Below are 15,159 nucleotides of genomic sequence, written 5' to 3'. Positions count from 1 at the left end.
GTCGCGCGCTATCGACGCACCGTCGACATCACGGTCGCGCGGCACCTGGGCTGCTCGGCAGGCGGCAGCAGGCGGCAGTTGTCCAGGGCGCGTTGCTGCATGTCGCTCAGCCGCGGCTGATTGCGCCGTGGAGGCGAATTGTTCCAGCGATTCGGCGGAGGGCTGTGCCAGTTCGGATGGCGAGGGGGCTGGTGCCAGTTCTGGTTGTGATTCCACCGCTGGCCGGGGCCGCGCTGCCAGCCCCTTTCCCACATGCAGCGGTCGAAGTTCACGCCCCGCCGGTCGCAAGCCCTGAGGTCGCGATCGAACTGGGGGCTGTTGTGCCACTGGGCCATGGCGGACCCGGCCGTCGTGAGCCCTGCGATCGCGAGGAGCATTGCCGAGATCAATTTCTTCATGGCACGGAATATTGCACTCGCATGCGCTTCACGCAAGGCGAACGTTTTGGATTCCGGCGCGTTCAATGATCTGGTTTGGATGCGAACAGGTTCAGGCCCATCTTTTCGGAGAGGTACTTCGAAACCCGCTGACCCTTGATGCTGTTTCCCGCTTCGTCGAGCGCGGGCGAGAAGGTGCCCAAGCCGCCCTTGCCGGGAGCGACCGTCACGATGCCGCCGCTGACGCCGCTCTTGCCGGGCAGGCCGATCTCGTAGAGCCAGTCGCCCGAGAGTTCATAGAGCCCGGCGGTCGCCAGGACCGCGAGCACGCGTTTGCAGACCGACTCGTCGACGATGCGCTCCTCCGTCAGCGGATTGACACCGCCGTCCGCCAGCGTGGCACCCATCACGGCGAGGTCCTTGGCCGTGACCATCAACGAGCACTGCCGCGTGTAGATGTCCGTGGCCTCCAAGGCATCGAAGTAAAGCCGGCCATAGCCTTCGAGCAGCTTGGCGATCCCGCGATTGCGCATGTTCGTCTCCGACTCGGACTCATAGACTTCCGAATCGAGTTCGAGCCTCCGTCCTGCGAAGCGCGACAGCCCTTCATGGATGAACTGCCATTTTTCCTCCGCGCTTGAACCCGGCGCCAGGCTTGTCGCAGCGATTGCGCCGGCATTGACCATTGGATTCATCGTCCGATCCTTGTTGATCTCGAGAGCGATCACTGAGTTGAACGGCATTCCGGTCGCGTTGACGCCCAGCTTCTTTCGAGCCTCTTCCGCCCCGATCGCCTCGCAGACCAGCGCAAAAACGAAGGGCTTCGAAACGCTTTGGATCGAGAACGCGTGGTCCGTGTCGCCGACGGCGTGAATCGAGCCGTCGACCGAAACGACGCAGACCCCGAAAAGCTCCCTGGGTACCTTTGCCAGGGCCGGGATGTAATCGGCGACCTTGCCCTCGTCTGCGGTCTTGTAAAGCGCGTACGCCTCATTCACCAGCGCCCGCACTTCGTCCGGTGGAGGAAGCCGACCGGTTGAAACGCGGGACAGGTCCGACGGTTTGTCCGCAGGGACCGATGTGTGCACAGGCTTTTCTCGCGGCCGGAGTTACTGATTTGCCTGAAGCATCGCCGCCATCTTCTGGTGAATCAGGTTGACGGCCTTCAGGGGACGCAACATCACCTTGAACTCGGTGATCTTGCCGTCGTCGTTCCACTTGATCATGTCGACGCCATTGACGCTGATGCCGTCCATCTCGACCTGGAATTCGAGAACCGCATCGCGGTCGCCCGTGAACTCCCGGACGTAGCGAAACGACGGATTGAAGAAAACGTCGAAGGCGGCGGTCAGATAGCCCTTCGTGATGGCCTTGCCGATTTGCGGCGTGTGCACAACCGGCGAATGGAAGACCGCCTCATCGGCAAGAAGCGCATCGAGGCCGTGCACATCGCGTTCCTTGACGAGGCGGTGCCAGATCTCGATCGGGCTGGGCGACATGGATGGGCTCCGGAAAATGGATGCCCGACTCTGCCTCGCCCCGGCAGGAAAGACAAGCCCGCGCCTGTCGTTCCTACTGGGCCGAAGCCACGGACGCCGTGCTGTGGCTCAGCCACGCAAACACGTCGGGGCTTGCGACACTGACTGTCGTGGCCGCCTCGGCGAGCCTCAGCTCACCCTTTGCGGCTTCGCCGGTGACGATTCCGGCCGCAGATGCCAGGGTCACTGCCCCGGCCAAGATGAAGTTCCATGTCGTGTTCATTGCTGCCTCTCAGGGAAGAGAGTTTGGGGCAAATTACCCGGGCAGAAACAACACAAAACGAACTGCAGTGTTCGTTCTCAGGAAACAATGAGGGGGTTCCGGGATTGGAAAAGGTGAATTCCCGAGGCCGAACTCAGGGGCGCGCCAGCCTGGTCAATTCGCGAACGTCCGAAGCCCCGCCCAGCGCCCAGCAGGCGTTCAACAGTGCGGTGGTCTGCTCGGCGCCAAGAATGGCGTCCGACAGCCCATGGAACTTGCGCTCCAGGTCGGCGTCGTTCATCGGGCGCTGCAGCGAGCCGATCGCATGCTCGACGAACACATGCTCACGACGGCCATCGATGAGCACCGCGGTCACGTCGGCGCTGGCCTCGTTGATCTGGTCATCCACCGTCGCGACGACCTTGCGGCGCAGCGCGACGACGTCCGGGCGTGCCACGATGGCGTCGGCGAACTCCTCTTCGGCGGCGCGGCCGAACAGCAAGCCGGCCGCGCAGCCGTGATAGACGCTGAACTTGCCCTGCAGGCCGTCGGACGGTTCCTTCTTGCCGGTGAGCTCGAGCACCAGCGAATGCACCTTGAGTTCGATGCGCTCGATCTGCTCGGCCTTGATGCCGCGTTCGCGCAATTGGACGCAGGCATCGATGCTCGGATGAATGACGATGCCGCAGGCAAAGGGCTTGTAGCTGTTGAACGAAATCTCGAAACGTTCGCCGAGCTCGTCGGTGACTTCGTTCCACGCGTATTTCGTCGACACCACCTGCGCCCAGCCGCGAGGCGCTTCGATCGCCTTCGGGCTCGCGGTGTAGCCATGCTTGGCCATCAACGCAGCCATCAGGCCGGCACGTGCCGCACCGCCCGGATGAAAGGGTTTGGTCATGGTGCCGAACTGCTCGCGCAGGCCGACCGGCTGCGAAGCCGCGATGCCGAGCGCCATCGCGGTCCGGTCCGCGTCCAGGCCGAGCAGGCGCGCGCAACCCGCAGCGGCCCCGAGCATCCCGGTAGTGCCGGTGATGTGCCATCCGCGGTCGTAGTGCTCGGGATAGACGGTGTTGCCCAGGCGGCAGGCAACGTCGATGCCGAGCACCAGTGCGTCGAGCACTTCGCGGCCGCTCGCACCGGTGTGCTCGGCCAGTGCCAGCAGGGCCGAGGCCACGGGGCCGGCCGGGTGGATGATGGTCTTGAGATGCGTGTCGTCGAAATCGAAGGTGTGCGAGGTGATGCCGTTGAGCATCGCCGCGTTCGCGATGTCGACCTTCTCGGCGCGCCCGAGGATCGTGGCCTGCGGCGCGGGTTGCAACTCCTTGACGGCCGCCAGCGCGGCCTCGACGGCCTCATGCCGTGCGGCGCCCACGGCGCAACCGAGCCAGTTGAGAAAGGTGCGATGGGCCTCGTGGTCCACCGTGTCGCTCCAGCCGCGCGAGGCGTGGCCTGCCACGTAGTCGGCAAGGATGCGTGTGATGGGCGGGGCGTTGTGGTCTGCGGCGACCTGGGTGTTGCGGGCCATGGATGAAAAGTCTTCGCGTGATCGGTTGAAGAAGGAGAAAGAAAGGGAAGGGGAGTAGGGCTCAGTTTTCGAGCTGGATGTGTCGGTCTTGCGCGAGTCGAGTCCAGCGCGCGACATCGGCGCGGATGTAGTCGCCGAACTCTTTCGAGGACATCGGCATGGGCTGGATGGCTTCGATCGACAGCTTCTCGGCCATGTCAGGCGCCTTGAGGACCGTATTCAGGGTGTTGTTCAGCGTCTGCACCACGTCGGCAGGGATGCCGGCCGGGCCGACCACGCCGTACCACTGCATGGCGTCGAAGCCGTGCAGGCCGAGTTCCTCGAGCGTCGGCACGTCCTTGATTTGCGGATGGCGCGTCTTGCCCGTGACCGCCAAGGGAAGCGCGCGGCCCGACTTGATGTGCGGCATGGCGGCGGCCAAGCCCGGAAACATGGCCTGGGTCTGGCCGCCGATCAGGTCGGTGAAGGCGGGTGCGATGCCGCGGTAGGGCACGTGCGTCATTTGGAGGTCCAGCTGCTGCTTGAACAGTTCCATGGTCAGGTGGGTCAGCGAGCCAGCGCCCGCCGAGCCGTAGCTGAGCTTGTTCGGATTGCTCTTCACGTAGTCGACGAACTGCTTGAAGTCCTTCGCAGGCACGTCGGCATTGATGACCAGCACATTGGGCGTGCCGCCGATCATCCCGATCGGGGTGAAGTCCTTGATGGGGTCGTAGGGCACGCGGCGCGTGGCCGGGCTGGTGCCGTGCGTGGCGACATAGCCCTGCATGAGGGTGTAGCCGTCCGCAGTTGCGCGTGCCGTGTTCTGCGATGCGATCACGCCGCCGCCACCGCCCTGGTTGTCAACGATGAAGGTCTGGTTGAGCAGCTTGCCCCAACGCTCCGTCACCGTGCGGCCCACCATGTCGCTGCCGCCTCCGGCAGCCACCGGCACGATGTAGCGGATGGGCTTGTTCGGGAAGGCCTGCGCATGTGCGATGCCATGGAGGCCCAGCAGGGTCGAAGGGATCGCGAGGGTGAAGGTACGGCGTTGCATGGGATGTCTCCTGTTGCTTTTGAGGGAAGCGGCTGCGCTGTCGGTCAGCGCCGGCTGCTTTGCAAGCGGGCGTAGGCGTCGCTGACGTGGCGCGCCATCAGTTGTTCGCAGCGTGCGATGTCGCCCTTGCGCAGGGCGGCGGCGATCCTGGTGTGCTCGGTGATTGACGCGCGCATGCCTGTGTCCTGCGAAAGATTCTTCAGGCGCGACAGGTGCAGCTTCTGGACGATGCCCCGATAGGTGTCTGCCATGGCATTGTTGCCCGCGGCCTTGACGATGGCCCAGTGGAAGCGAAGGTTCTCGCGGTAGTAGCGCTGTACATCGTGAGCGGCAAAGGCGGCGTTCATGGCGACGATGGAGGCATCGAGCACATCGGCCAATGCAATGCGAGCGCCATCGTCGAGCCGCGCCGCGCGCCGCCCCGCAAAGGCGTCGAGCACGCCACGCATCTCGTAGAGGTCGCGCACCTCTTCGGCGCTCGGCTCGCGGACGAACACCCCAGCGTGCTTGCGCGCCACGACCAGGCCGGTGCTCTCGAGTTCGCGCAGTGCCTCGCGCACGGGAACTCTCGATATGCCGAGGCGCGCGGCGACGTCGGGCTCGTTGATGCGCTGGCCGGGCTGGAGCTCACCCCGCAGGATCATGGCCAGCATGTCGTCGCGGACCAGCTTGGCCAGCGGAATGTCGCGCACGGTCGAGAGCTGATCGGCGGGTGTGTCGGAGAGCCAGGGCAGCATCCGGATGTCCTTCAAAATTGGCATATCGTATACGACCACTCCATCAAATGTCCACGTTTCATCGATAAGTGTTGACACTTAGAGATCAAATGAAAACAATCTGGCGCATCCCAGCACTTCCTCCCATCCTCTCCGAATGCCCCATCTGCCCGCCTCACCCGCCCTGCAGCGCTTTCGCGTGATCGACCTCACCCAGGTGCGTGCAGGCCCCACCGCCTGCCGGCAATTGGCCGACTGGGGCGCCGATGTCATTCAGGTTCAGATGCCCGAACACATGCGCGGTGACGACACGCTCGGTGGGCAGGACGGCTCCGACTACCAGTACACCCATCGCAACAAGCGCTCCATCACGCTGAACCTCAAGGAAGAGGCGGGCATCGCGACATTGAAGCGACTGATTGCCGGCGCGGATGTGGTCGTCGAGAACTTCCGCCCCGACGTGAAATACCGCCTGGGCATCGACTACGAGACGCTGGCGGCGGACAACCCGGGGCTGGTCTACGCCAGCATCTCGGGCTTCGGCCAGACCGGCCCGCTTGCGACGCGTCCCGGTTTCGACCAGATCGCGCAGGGCATGGGTGGCTTGATGTCCGTGACCGGCCTGCCGGGCGACGGCCCCGTGCGCGTCGGCATTCCGATCGCCGACCTGTGCGCCGGCATCTTTGCGGCACAGGGCATCCTGGTTGCACTGCTGGAGCGCGAGACCTCCGGCCGCGGCCAGTGGGTGCACACCTCGTTGCTGGAGTCGATGGTCTACATGATGGACTTCCAGACCTCGCGCTACCTGATCGACGGCGAGGTCGGCACGCAGGCTGGCAACTTCCATCCGACCAGCATCCCGACGGGCGTCTACAAGGCGCGCGACGGCTATCTCAATATCGCGGTGTTCGGCTCCAAGATCTGGGAGCGCTTCTGCAACATCCTCGGCGCGCCGGAATGGATCACCGATGCGCGCTATCACGACAAGCCATCGCGTTCGGTCAACCGCGATGCGCTCAACGCGGAGATCAACCGCCGCCTTGCCACGCATGACCGAAGCCACTGGATCGAGCAGTTCAATGCCGGCGGCGTGGCCTGCGGCCTGATCAGCGACATGCGCGAGGTCTTCGGGGAGCCGCAGATCGAGCATCTGGGCATGGTCAAGGAAGTCGTCTCGGCGAGCTTGGGTCCGCAACGCCTTGTCGGGCAGCCGATGCAACTGGAGCGCACGCCGAGCACCATCGCCCGCGCCGCCCCGCGCCGGGGAGAACACACCGAGGAAATCCTGCGCGAACTGGGCATCGACGCGGACGAGCTCGCACGCATGAAAGCGACCGGAGTTTTTTGATCATGTCGAATCCCACCTACGAATCCCCAACCGAACGTGTCCAGACCTGGCTCGACGCAAGCACGCTGCACATCCGTTTCAACAACCCGGGGCGTCACAACGCGCTCTCGGTGGACATGTGGGAAGCCGTGCCGCCGCTGCTTCGTCTGGCGCAGCACGACGATCGTGTGCGTCTCGTCGTGTTCTCAGGGGCTGGGGAGAAGGCCTTCGTCTCCGGCGCCGACATCTCGCAGTTCGAGGACATGCGCGCCGCGCGCGAAGCCGTGACCCGCTACGAAGCCATGGCCGAAGAGGCGCTGATGAGCATCCACGACTTCCCGAAGCCGACGCTCGCCTGCATTCGCGGCTACTGCATCGGCGGCGGCGTGAATGTGGCGATCAGCTGCGACATCCGTATTGCGTCCGACGACGCGGTGTTCTCGATCCCAGCGGCGCGCCTGGGTCTGGGTTACCGCTATTCGGCGATGAAGAACCTGGTCGACCTGATCGGCCCCGGCGCAGCGAAGGATCTGTTCTTCACGGCCCGTCGCATCGACGCCGTCGAAGCCAAGTCACTGGGACTGGTGACACGCGTTGCCGCTCCGGCAGCGCTGGAGCAACTGCTGGCCGAGTACACCGGCGCCATCGCCGACAACGCGCCATTGACGGTGGCGGCCGGCAAGGCGATCACGCGCGAGATCCTCAAGGCTTCGCCGGAGCTGGACCTGGCGCTGTGCACGTCGCTGATACGCGGTTGCTTCGAGAGCGCCGACTACACCGAAGGCCGCACGGCCTTCATGCAGAAACGCAAGCCGGTCTTCAAGGGCCGCTAGCCAGGGAATCGGAGACACCATGCAGTCTTACTGGATGCAGATGACCGACACGGCCACGGTGTTGGAAGTGCGCGAAACCGATGTGCCGAAGCCCGGACCGCAGCAGTTGCTGGTGCGCATGCACGCCGCGGCGCTCAACCGCGGCGAGTTCGTCGCGGGACACGGCCTGCACGGCCAGGCCGGCAGCTGGAAGGCGATCGGCGGGGAGGGCGCCGGCGAGGTTGTCGCCGTCGGGGCCGAAGTCACCCGCTTCAGGCCGGGCGACCGGGTCATGGGCAGATGCGCCGGTGCGTTTGCCGAGTACGCGTTGATGGAGGGAGCCGAGGCGATGGCCATGCCGTCCGGCCTGTCGTGGGAAGAAGCCGCGAGCGTCGCGCTGACCTTTCTCGTGTCGTATGACATGCTGGTGTTGCAGGGCCGGCTCCGGGCTGGCGAGTGGGTTCTGATCAACGGTGTGTCGTCGGGCGTCGGCGTGGCCTCACTTCAACTTGCCAAGGTCCTGGGTGCGAAAGTCATCGGCACCTCGGGTTCGGCGGACAAGCTGGCTTCGCTGAAGCACCTCGGTCTGGACGTCGCGCTCTGCACGCGCGCGTCGGATTTCGCAGCAGCAGTGATGGAGGCGACCGGGCAGCACGGCGCAGACCTGGTCGTCAACACGGTCGGCGGGACGGTCTTCGCGGAGAACATCCGCGCCATGGCCTTCGAAGGCCGGCTTGCGACCGTGGGCTACGTCGACGGCGTCGTGCATGCGGACCTCGACCTTGCGGTGCTTCATGCAAAGCGGCTCACGCTGTTCGGGGTTTCCAACAAGCTGCGGAGCAAGGCGCAGCGGGCGGCCGCAGTGCCTGCTTTCGTCGCGGACGTGCTGCCGCACATCGCATCCGGCGTCATCAGGCCGCAGATCGATCGGGTGTTCGACTTCTCGCAGCTTCAGGACGCCAAGGCGCACATGGAAGCCGGAGGCCACATCGGAAAGATCGTCCTGCGCATGCCGGCCGCGGCCTGATCCCAAGACAAGACAACGCAAAAAAATGGAGACAAGCGCATGAAGATGAAAACCCTTGCATTGGCACTTGGCCTGTGCACATTCGGCTGCACGGTGTGGGCGCAGCCGGCCGACTATCCGAACAAACCGATCCGGCTGGTCATCGGCTTCGCGCCGGGTGGTGCAGCCGACCTGGTTGCGCGAGCCATGAGCGATTCATTGGGCAAGGCGCTCGGCCAACCGGTGGTGGTCGACAACAAGCCGGGCAATGGATCGAGCATCGCCGCGGATCTGGTCGCCAAGGCACCGCCCGATGGCTACACGCTGCTGATCGCGAGCCCGAGCAGCATTTCCGTCAATCCCGCGCTCAATCCCAAGCTGACGTACACGGCGCGCGATCTCGCGCCCGTCACGAAGATCACGACTTCGCCGCTCGTGCTGGCCGTCAATCCTTCCACCGGGATTCACTCGGTCGCCGATCTCATCGCCGCCGCGAAGAAGGAGCCTGGCAAGCTCAACTACTCCACGTCGGGGAACGGTTCGGCACCGCACCTGGGCGCTGCGTTGTTCAGCCAGGTCACCGGCGCGGTCATGACCCACATTCCTTATCGTGGGGGCAGCCTGGCGATCCAATCGGTGATGGCGGGCGATACGCAGTTGACCTTCGGCACTTCGCCCTCGGTGCTGCCGATGGCGAGCGGAGGGCGCCTGATCGCGCTCGCAGTCAGCACGCGAGAGCGTTCGCCTTTGGTGCCGGGGCTGCCCGGCATGAAGGAGGCGGGGCTGCCTGAGTACAACCTCGAATTCTGGTACGGCATGTTCTTGCCGGCCGGAACCCCACCTGCAATCGTCGCGAAGGTCTATGACGCGACCATCAGCGCCATGCAGCAACCAACGGTCAAGGCAACGCTGGCGCGCGAAGGGACCGAGGTGTCGCTCTCGAAATCGCCCGAGCAGTTCAACAGCTTCCTGGCCGAAGACAGCAAGTTCTGGGTCAACCTGGTCAAGAGCGCCAACGTCAAGGTGGAGTGAAGGGCTGGCCGGCAAGGTCCCCCACATCGTCAGACGTTAGGATTGGTCATGCCGCCCCCATCTTCCAGCACTCGTGGTTCCGCACTGTCGGACGCGATCGTCACTGAACTCAAGCAGCTGATCTATACCGGCGAATTCAAGCCGGGGGAGCGGCTCAACGAAGCGGCGCTGGCGTTGCGCATGGGCACCAGCCGCGGGCCGATCCGCGAGGCCATCAAGGTGCTGGCAGGCCTGGGCATCGTCACGGCCGTCGCCAACCGCGGTGTGTTCGTGCGGCAACTGTCGCTGCGTGAGATGGTCGAGATCTACGAATTGCGCGCGCTCGTGTTCGGCTACGCCGCCGAGCGTGCCTGCGAGCATCTGACGGAGGATCACAAGAAGCAGTTTGAGGAACTGCTTGCAGCGATGGACGCTGCCTGCGAGGCGGAGGACGGCACGCTCTACTACGAACTCAACCTGCAGTTCCACGCCCTGATCCTCGTACTTTCGAACAACCGGCGCGCCCATCAGGCCTACGACGACTACGTGAAGGAACTGCACCTCGTGCGGCGAAAGTACTTCAACGCGCCGGGCAACATGCGCCGTTCGAACGTGGAGCATCGCGCGATCTACGATGCCATCGCGGCATCGAACCGCACGCGCGCGCGGGCGGCGGCGGAACGCCACGTGCTCGCCGGCAGGGAGCGGCTGCTGTCCAACTTCGAGGCGCCGCTCCCGGGCGCTTGAGCCCACCGAGGCACCGCGACGGTCGGCCGACCACCTAGCCCAAGGCTAGCAGGTCCTGGATCGACGACCTCCACAGCCTGGCGTCGCTGTTCGATGCGCGCGGTCATCGATGGGCGGCGCATCACGACGTGAGCCGCATAGGCCTGTTGCTTGCTCAGGGCGATCGAATCCAGCGCCCAGTTATGCACCCACAATGCCTTGAGGGCGCGGATCTTCTCCAGGGTCTCCGCGATCGTGCTCGCGAGTGACGCTGGGGCGGTGTCTTGAGCCACTCCAGGTGGCTGCCTGATGCTGCGGGGGAGGGTGCATAAGGCCAATCGATGGCCTGGCGCAACGCCGCCTTTCCAATCGCCGTCTCGATCGTTGCGGCCATCGCAGCCTCCGTGGCGTCGAACGCCTTGCGGGCCCAGTCGGCAATTCGGCGTGAGCCTGGAATGATGATTCGTCTGCCGTACAGCCAGATGCGGGCGGTTCGCACCAGGTCGTCCGGGTGAGCGGCCTCCAGGGCAGCGACCGCGAGAACCTGTTCGAGCTTCTGCCGCTGGACCTCATCCAGGTCGTTCAGTCCAAGATAGGTGCGAGCCCAGACTTGGTGCTCGTACAGCGTCTGGCGACGTTCGTAGAGTGACCGGAGGCTGGCGATGCTCACGCTGGGCGATCTCAACGCTTCAGGAAAGTCGTGTGCGCTTGGCGAAAGCCACGACCTCTGCAAGCTCGGCCACATGGTCCGCATGCTGGGTGGCGAGCGCATCGAGTTTCCCGCGGCCCGCAGGCAGCAGATGAACCTCCACCTGGCGGCGATCCGTGGTGCTTGAACTGCGCCTGACGAGACCCGCTTCCTCGCAACGCGACACCAACGCAACCACCCCGTGCGGCTGGGCCTGCAGCCTTTCCGCGATCTCGCTGATCGAGGCCCACTCCCGCCCCGGAAAACCCTGCGTGTGCAGCAGCACCTGGTACTGAAGCACGGTAATGCCTTCGGCGCGTGCCGCGTCCTCGCTGAAGCGAAGGAAGCTTCGGAGTCTGAACCTGAAGTCCGAAAGCGCTTCGAAACGCTGCTTGTCGATGGGTCCCCGCGTGCTGGACATTGTTGGCTCTGAAGGAGATGAGGCAATGCAATGTAGCAGCGGCGTGGTCACATGAGGGTATTTACTCACAACATGATGTATTTATCCTCATAACATGACATACCTGACTGCAGTCAGACTGCTGTCTGACTCGCGTAGGCGGTGCGCTCTTTGGGGCGCCGAACGCAGATTCCATGCAAGCCCTCGCTCCATGCTGCGCCTGCGGCGCAAATGACCAAACCCATTCTGATCAATGGGAAGACCGCCTATGCCAATCAAGAGCAAGAAGAACTTCGTCTCCGGCCTCATGTTCGCCTGCGTGGGTGCGGCGTTCGCGCTGGGAGCCACCAGCTACAACGTCGGCAGTGCGGCTCGAATGGGGCCGGGCTACTTCCCGCTGATCGTCGGTGTGCTGCTGGCGGCGCTGGGACTTGTGGTGGTCGCCGGATCGCTCACTGGGAAGACGGTCGACGGGGATCCGGTCGGCAAGATCGCCTGGAAGCCACTCGGCTTCGTCATCGGCGCCAACCTGCTATTCGGCATCTTGCTCGCGGGCCTGCATAGCGTCGGCCTGCCGGCCATGGGACTGATCATTGCGATCTACGCGCTCGTCATCGTGGCGTGCATGGCAGGCACCAATTTCTCGATGAGGCTAGCACTGATCCTCGCGACCGTGCTCGCCATCGGTTGCTACCTGATCTTCATCATCGGCCTGAAGCTGCAGTTCCAGGTGTGGCCCACCTTCATCAGCGGTTGAACACGAACCCGCACCTATGACTGATCTGATCAACAACCTTTCGATCGGCTTCGCCACTGCGGTGACGCTGCAGAACCTGGTCTACGCGTTCTTTGGTTGCCTGCTGGGCACGCTGATCGGCGTCTTGCCGGGCATCGGCCCCACGGCCACGATCGCTATGCTGCTGCCGGCCACCTACGCGTTGCCACCTGTGGCCGCGCTGATCATGCTGGCCGGCATCTATTACGGCTCGCAGTACGGGGGGTCGACCACCGCCATCCTGGTCAATCTCCCCGGCGAGGCCTCGTCTGTCGTGACCGTGATCGACGGTCACCAGATGGCCAAGCAAGGGCGGGCGGGGCCTGCGTTGGCGGCCGCCGGTCTCGGCTCGTTCTTCGCCGGCTGCGTCGGCACGCTGATCCTGGCGGCTTTTGCGCCTCCGCTGACCGAGATCGCCTTCAAGTTCGGCCCCGCCGAGTATTTCTCGCTGATGATCCTAGGTCTGATCGGTGCCGTCGTGCTTGCTTCCGGCTCGCTGATCAAGGCCATCTGCATGATCCTGCTCGGTTTGCTGCTGGGCCTAGTCGGCACCGATGTCAACTCGGGCGTTGCGCGCTACACCTTCGACATCCCCGAACTCACGGATGGACTGGGATTTATTGCCATTGCGATGGGCGTGTTTGGCTACGGCGAGATCATCGCGAACCTGGCCAGGCCCGAGGAAGAGCGTGAGGTATTCACGGCCAAGGTGTCCGGCCTGTTCCCGACCAAGGATGACTTCAAGCGCATGCTGCCCGCAGTGCTGCGCGGCACTGCGCTCGGCTCGTCTCTCGGCATCTTGCCTGGGGGTGGCGCGTTGCTGTCGGCCTTCGCGTCCTACACACTGGAAAAGAAAGTAAGGCTCAAGACAGGAGAGGTTCCGTTCGGCAAGGGCAACATCCGCGGGGTGGCCGGCCCCGAAGCGGCCAACAACGCTGGTGCGCAGACGTCCTTCATCCCAATGCTGACGCTCGGCATCCCGCCCAACCCTGTGATGGCCCTGATGGTCGGCGCCATGACCATCCACAACATCCAGCCTGGCCCACAGGTGATGACCAGCAACCCGGAACTGTTCTGGGGTTTGATCGCGTCGATGTGGATCGGCAACCTGATGCTTGTGATCCTGAATCTGCCGCTAATCGGCCTCTGGATCAAGCTGCTCACGATTCCCTACAAGTGGCTGTTCCCGGCGATCGTGCTGTTCTGTGCCATCGGCGTGTACTCGACCAACAACAACGTGTTCGATATCTGGCTGGTCGCGATCTTCGGCGTGGTGGGCTATGCCTTCATCAAGCTCGGCTGCGAACCTGCGCCACTACTGCTCGGGCTCATTCTCGGGCCGATGATGGAGGAAAACCTGCGGCGGGCACTGCTCCTCTCGCGCGGCGACTGGAGCGTGTTCGTCACGCGTCCGATCTCGTTGGGTTTGCTGATCGCAACTGTGCTGCTGATGGTGATCGTACTCTTGCCGTCGATTCGATCCAAGCGCGAAGAAGCCTTCGTCGAAGAGGCCGGATAGGGGTTCTGTCGCGGCGGCTCGGTCGTGAGGTCGCTGAGGACATTGCCCAGTCCGAGCTGGGTGCTCGGCGACTTGGCGCGCGATGCAGCGAAGCGGGGGATCCGGTTCTGTCGCAGTAGCAGCGCCGGAATGAGCGACCCTGGTCTTCCAGGTCGATCAAAATGCCAACGAGTAGAACGTCGATGCTGCGGACATGTCTTGGCCTTTTTCGTTCGATCGTGCACCGACTACAAGATTACCAGCGCGGCCTTATCGCGACAGAACCATTGGGTGCCCAGCATCCCGTCGCTCGCCGCGCTGTGCCATTTTCCGGACAAAGCTGATTTCCGCCGTGCGGTTTTCCATCCGCCCAGGCCAGGGAAAACCATGAGCGGCATCTCCTGTCTCCTTTGAATTCAAGGACTTGCAAGCAAGGCCTCGCTTGGCATGTGCGTTGCTATTGACGTGCGCCCCGGCATCGGGCGCCACCGCGCGGTGGTGGTGCGGACCGCGGCCCTGGGCACTTTTCGCAAGTCCAAGAAGGAGACAAGAGACGATGAACACGATCGACAAGGTCTTTCGCAGCCGGCGCGTGCCCGCGCAGCTGAGTGCGCTCAGCGCGGCGCTCATCCTGGCCGCCTGCGGCGGGGGAAGCGATGGCAGCATCAGCAGCGGCAGCAGCGGCAGCAGCGGCAGCAGCGGTACAGGCACGGCAGGCACCACGTTCGCCAAGTCTGACAACTCGGTGCTCGGCGAGCCGCGCAACAGCGCGCCGACCATCCGCATCAACGTGCTGTCTTCCAAGCCGCATCTGGTGTCGGGCGACGACGCCCTGGTCGAGCTGGAAAAGCTGGTGCCGCAGCCCAGTGCGGACTTCCGGGTGACGCTCAACGACGTTGACGTGACCGACGTGTTCCAGACGCTTCCGACCACCGGCAAACTCGTCGGCAAGCTCACGGGCTTGAAGCCGGGCGACAACGACCTGGTGGCCAAGTTCCGCGGCTACCGTGCGCACCAGGTGCTCACGGCCTATCCCGTGACGGGGCCGATGATCTCGGGCCCGCACGAGCAGCCCTTCGTCTGCGGCTACGCAACCTTCACCCGCATGGGCGGGCAGCCGCTCACCCCCACGGGCGACGACAAGTGCTCGGTCGTGACGCGGGTGGACTACTACTACCGCAACACCTCGGGCGGCAACACGCGCTTCATCCCCGAGAGCATCACGGCGTACCCGGCCAACATGAGCTACCTCACCATTGACGGCAAGACGGTGCCCTACGTGGTGCGGCTGGAAAGCGGCACCATCAACCGCGGCCTGTACCAGTCGGCGATCCTGCATGACGTGCTCAACGAGCCGCCGCCGTCGCCCAGCTCGCGCCCGGCGGGTTGGACCGGTGGTCTCATTTATCCGCTGGGCGGCGGCTGCCAGGGCGGCTGGTTCCAGCAGGGCAACGACTTCGCCACGCTGATCAACCCCACCTACCAGAGCCGCGGCCTGGCGGTGACCACCTCCACGCTCAACGTC

The 15,159-nt window shown here is 64.2% G+C and carries 16 protein-coding genes and 1 pseudogene; 8 read left to right on the top strand and 9 right to left on the bottom strand.

Features of this window, described 5'->3' with window-relative positions:
• Positions 1–8 precede the first annotated feature (8 nt).
• The 7 genes from AC1DHL_RS00600 to AC1DHL_RS00570 form a co-directional block, all read right to left on the bottom strand.
• Positions 9–398, bottom strand: coding sequence for a hypothetical protein (locus tag AC1DHL_RS00600; RefSeq protein WP_478159818.1), 390 nt, complete (start codon positions 396–398; stop codon positions 9–11).
• Positions 399–460: 62 nt separating this feature from the next.
• Complete coding sequence (glsA, locus tag AC1DHL_RS00595; protein WP_478159816.1) at positions 461–1,465, bottom strand: glutaminase A; 1,005 nt, start codon at positions 1,463–1,465, stop codon at positions 461–463.
• 21 nt (positions 1,466–1,486) lie between these two features.
• The gene (locus AC1DHL_RS00590) at positions 1,487–1,876 is read right to left on the bottom strand and encodes a nuclear transport factor 2 family protein (RefSeq protein WP_478096540.1); all 390 of its coding nucleotides are present in this window, start codon (positions 1,874–1,876) and stop codon (positions 1,487–1,489) included.
• A gap of 73 nt (positions 1,877–1,949) precedes the next feature.
• Positions 1,950–2,138 carry a hypothetical protein gene (locus AC1DHL_RS00585; RefSeq protein WP_478096542.1) on the bottom strand — a complete coding sequence of 63 codons (189 nt, stop codon included), beginning with the start codon at positions 2,136–2,138 and terminating at the stop codon, positions 1,950–1,952.
• 133 nt (positions 2,139–2,271) lie between these two features.
• Positions 2,272–3,642: an MmgE/PrpD family protein gene (locus AC1DHL_RS00580; protein WP_478159814.1), complete on the bottom strand. Its 1,371-nt coding sequence runs from the start codon at positions 3,640–3,642 to the stop codon at positions 2,272–2,274.
• Positions 3,643–3,703: 61 nt separating this feature from the next.
• Complete coding sequence (locus AC1DHL_RS00575; RefSeq protein WP_478159812.1) at positions 3,704–4,675, bottom strand: Bug family tripartite tricarboxylate transporter substrate binding protein; 972 nt, start codon at positions 4,673–4,675, stop codon at positions 3,704–3,706.
• 44 nt (positions 4,676–4,719) lie between these two features.
• Positions 4,720–5,412, bottom strand: coding sequence for a GntR family transcriptional regulator (locus tag AC1DHL_RS00570; protein WP_478159810.1), 693 nt, complete (start codon positions 5,410–5,412; stop codon positions 4,720–4,722).
• A gap of 136 nt (positions 5,413–5,548) precedes the next feature.
• Here AC1DHL_RS00570 and AC1DHL_RS00565 point away from each other — a divergent pair, with 136 nt between their 5' ends.
• From AC1DHL_RS00565 to AC1DHL_RS00545, 5 genes are read left to right on the top strand one after another with little or no spacing between them, the layout of a single operon-like run.
• Positions 5,549–6,739 (top strand): CaiB/BaiF CoA transferase family protein, encoded by a 1,191-nt coding sequence (locus AC1DHL_RS00565; protein ID WP_478159808.1) that lies wholly within the window; start codon positions 5,549–5,551, stop codon positions 6,737–6,739.
• A gap of 2 nt (positions 6,740–6,741) precedes the next feature.
• Positions 6,742–7,551, top strand: a complete 810-nt coding sequence (locus AC1DHL_RS00560; RefSeq protein WP_478159806.1) for an enoyl-CoA hydratase — start codon at positions 6,742–6,744, stop codon at positions 7,549–7,551.
• A gap of 19 nt (positions 7,552–7,570) precedes the next feature.
• Positions 7,571–8,557 (top strand): zinc-binding dehydrogenase, encoded by a 987-nt coding sequence (locus AC1DHL_RS00555; RefSeq protein WP_478159804.1) that lies wholly within the window; start codon positions 7,571–7,573, stop codon positions 8,555–8,557.
• Between the two features lie 39 nt (positions 8,558–8,596).
• Entirely contained in the window at positions 8,597–9,568 is a 972-nt protein-coding gene (locus tag AC1DHL_RS00550; RefSeq protein WP_478159802.1) for a tripartite tricarboxylate transporter substrate binding protein, read from the top strand.
• A 48-nt stretch (positions 9,569–9,616) separates the two neighbouring features.
• Positions 9,617–10,294, top strand: a complete 678-nt coding sequence (locus tag AC1DHL_RS00545) for a GntR family transcriptional regulator (RefSeq protein WP_478096557.1) — start codon at positions 9,617–9,619, stop codon at positions 10,292–10,294.
• A gap of 154 nt (positions 10,295–10,448) precedes the next feature.
• On the opposite strand, the gene AC1DHL_RS00540 is transcribed toward AC1DHL_RS00545, so the two are convergent.
• On the bottom strand, positions 10,449–11,018 hold the full coding sequence (locus AC1DHL_RS00540) for a DUF4158 domain-containing protein (protein WP_478159800.1): 570 nt from the start codon (positions 11,016–11,018) through the stop codon (positions 10,449–10,451).
• Positions 10,963–11,382, bottom strand: a complete 420-nt coding sequence (locus AC1DHL_RS00535; RefSeq protein ID WP_478096560.1) for a MarR family winged helix-turn-helix transcriptional regulator — start codon at positions 11,380–11,382, stop codon at positions 10,963–10,965. The genes AC1DHL_RS00540 and AC1DHL_RS00535 overlap by 56 nt, the downstream gene beginning before the upstream one ends.
• Before the next feature lie 247 nt (positions 11,383–11,629).
• Between AC1DHL_RS00535 and AC1DHL_RS00530 the strand changes: the two genes are divergently transcribed.
• From AC1DHL_RS00530 to AC1DHL_RS00520, 3 genes and pseudogenes are all read left to right on the top strand, one after another.
• The gene (locus AC1DHL_RS00530; protein WP_478096561.1) at positions 11,630–12,118 is read left to right on the top strand and encodes a tripartite tricarboxylate transporter TctB family protein; all 489 of its coding nucleotides are present in this window, start codon (positions 11,630–11,632) and stop codon (positions 12,116–12,118) included.
• Between the two features lie 16 nt (positions 12,119–12,134).
• Positions 12,135–13,655, top strand: a complete 1,521-nt coding sequence (locus AC1DHL_RS00525) for a tripartite tricarboxylate transporter permease (protein ID WP_478096563.1) — start codon at positions 12,135–12,137, stop codon at positions 13,653–13,655.
• A 535-nt stretch (positions 13,656–14,190) separates the two neighbouring features.
• Positions 14,191–15,150: pseudogene (locus tag AC1DHL_RS00520) on the top strand (DUF6351 family protein); the annotation flags it as partial.
• Between the last annotated feature and the right edge of the window lie 9 nt (positions 15,151–15,159).

It is taken from the genome of Variovorax sp. 10L426, assembly GCF_056395305.1.
The sequence above is the reverse complement of the archived record's forward strand: the minus strand, read 5'-3'. Positions and strand labels throughout refer to the sequence as shown.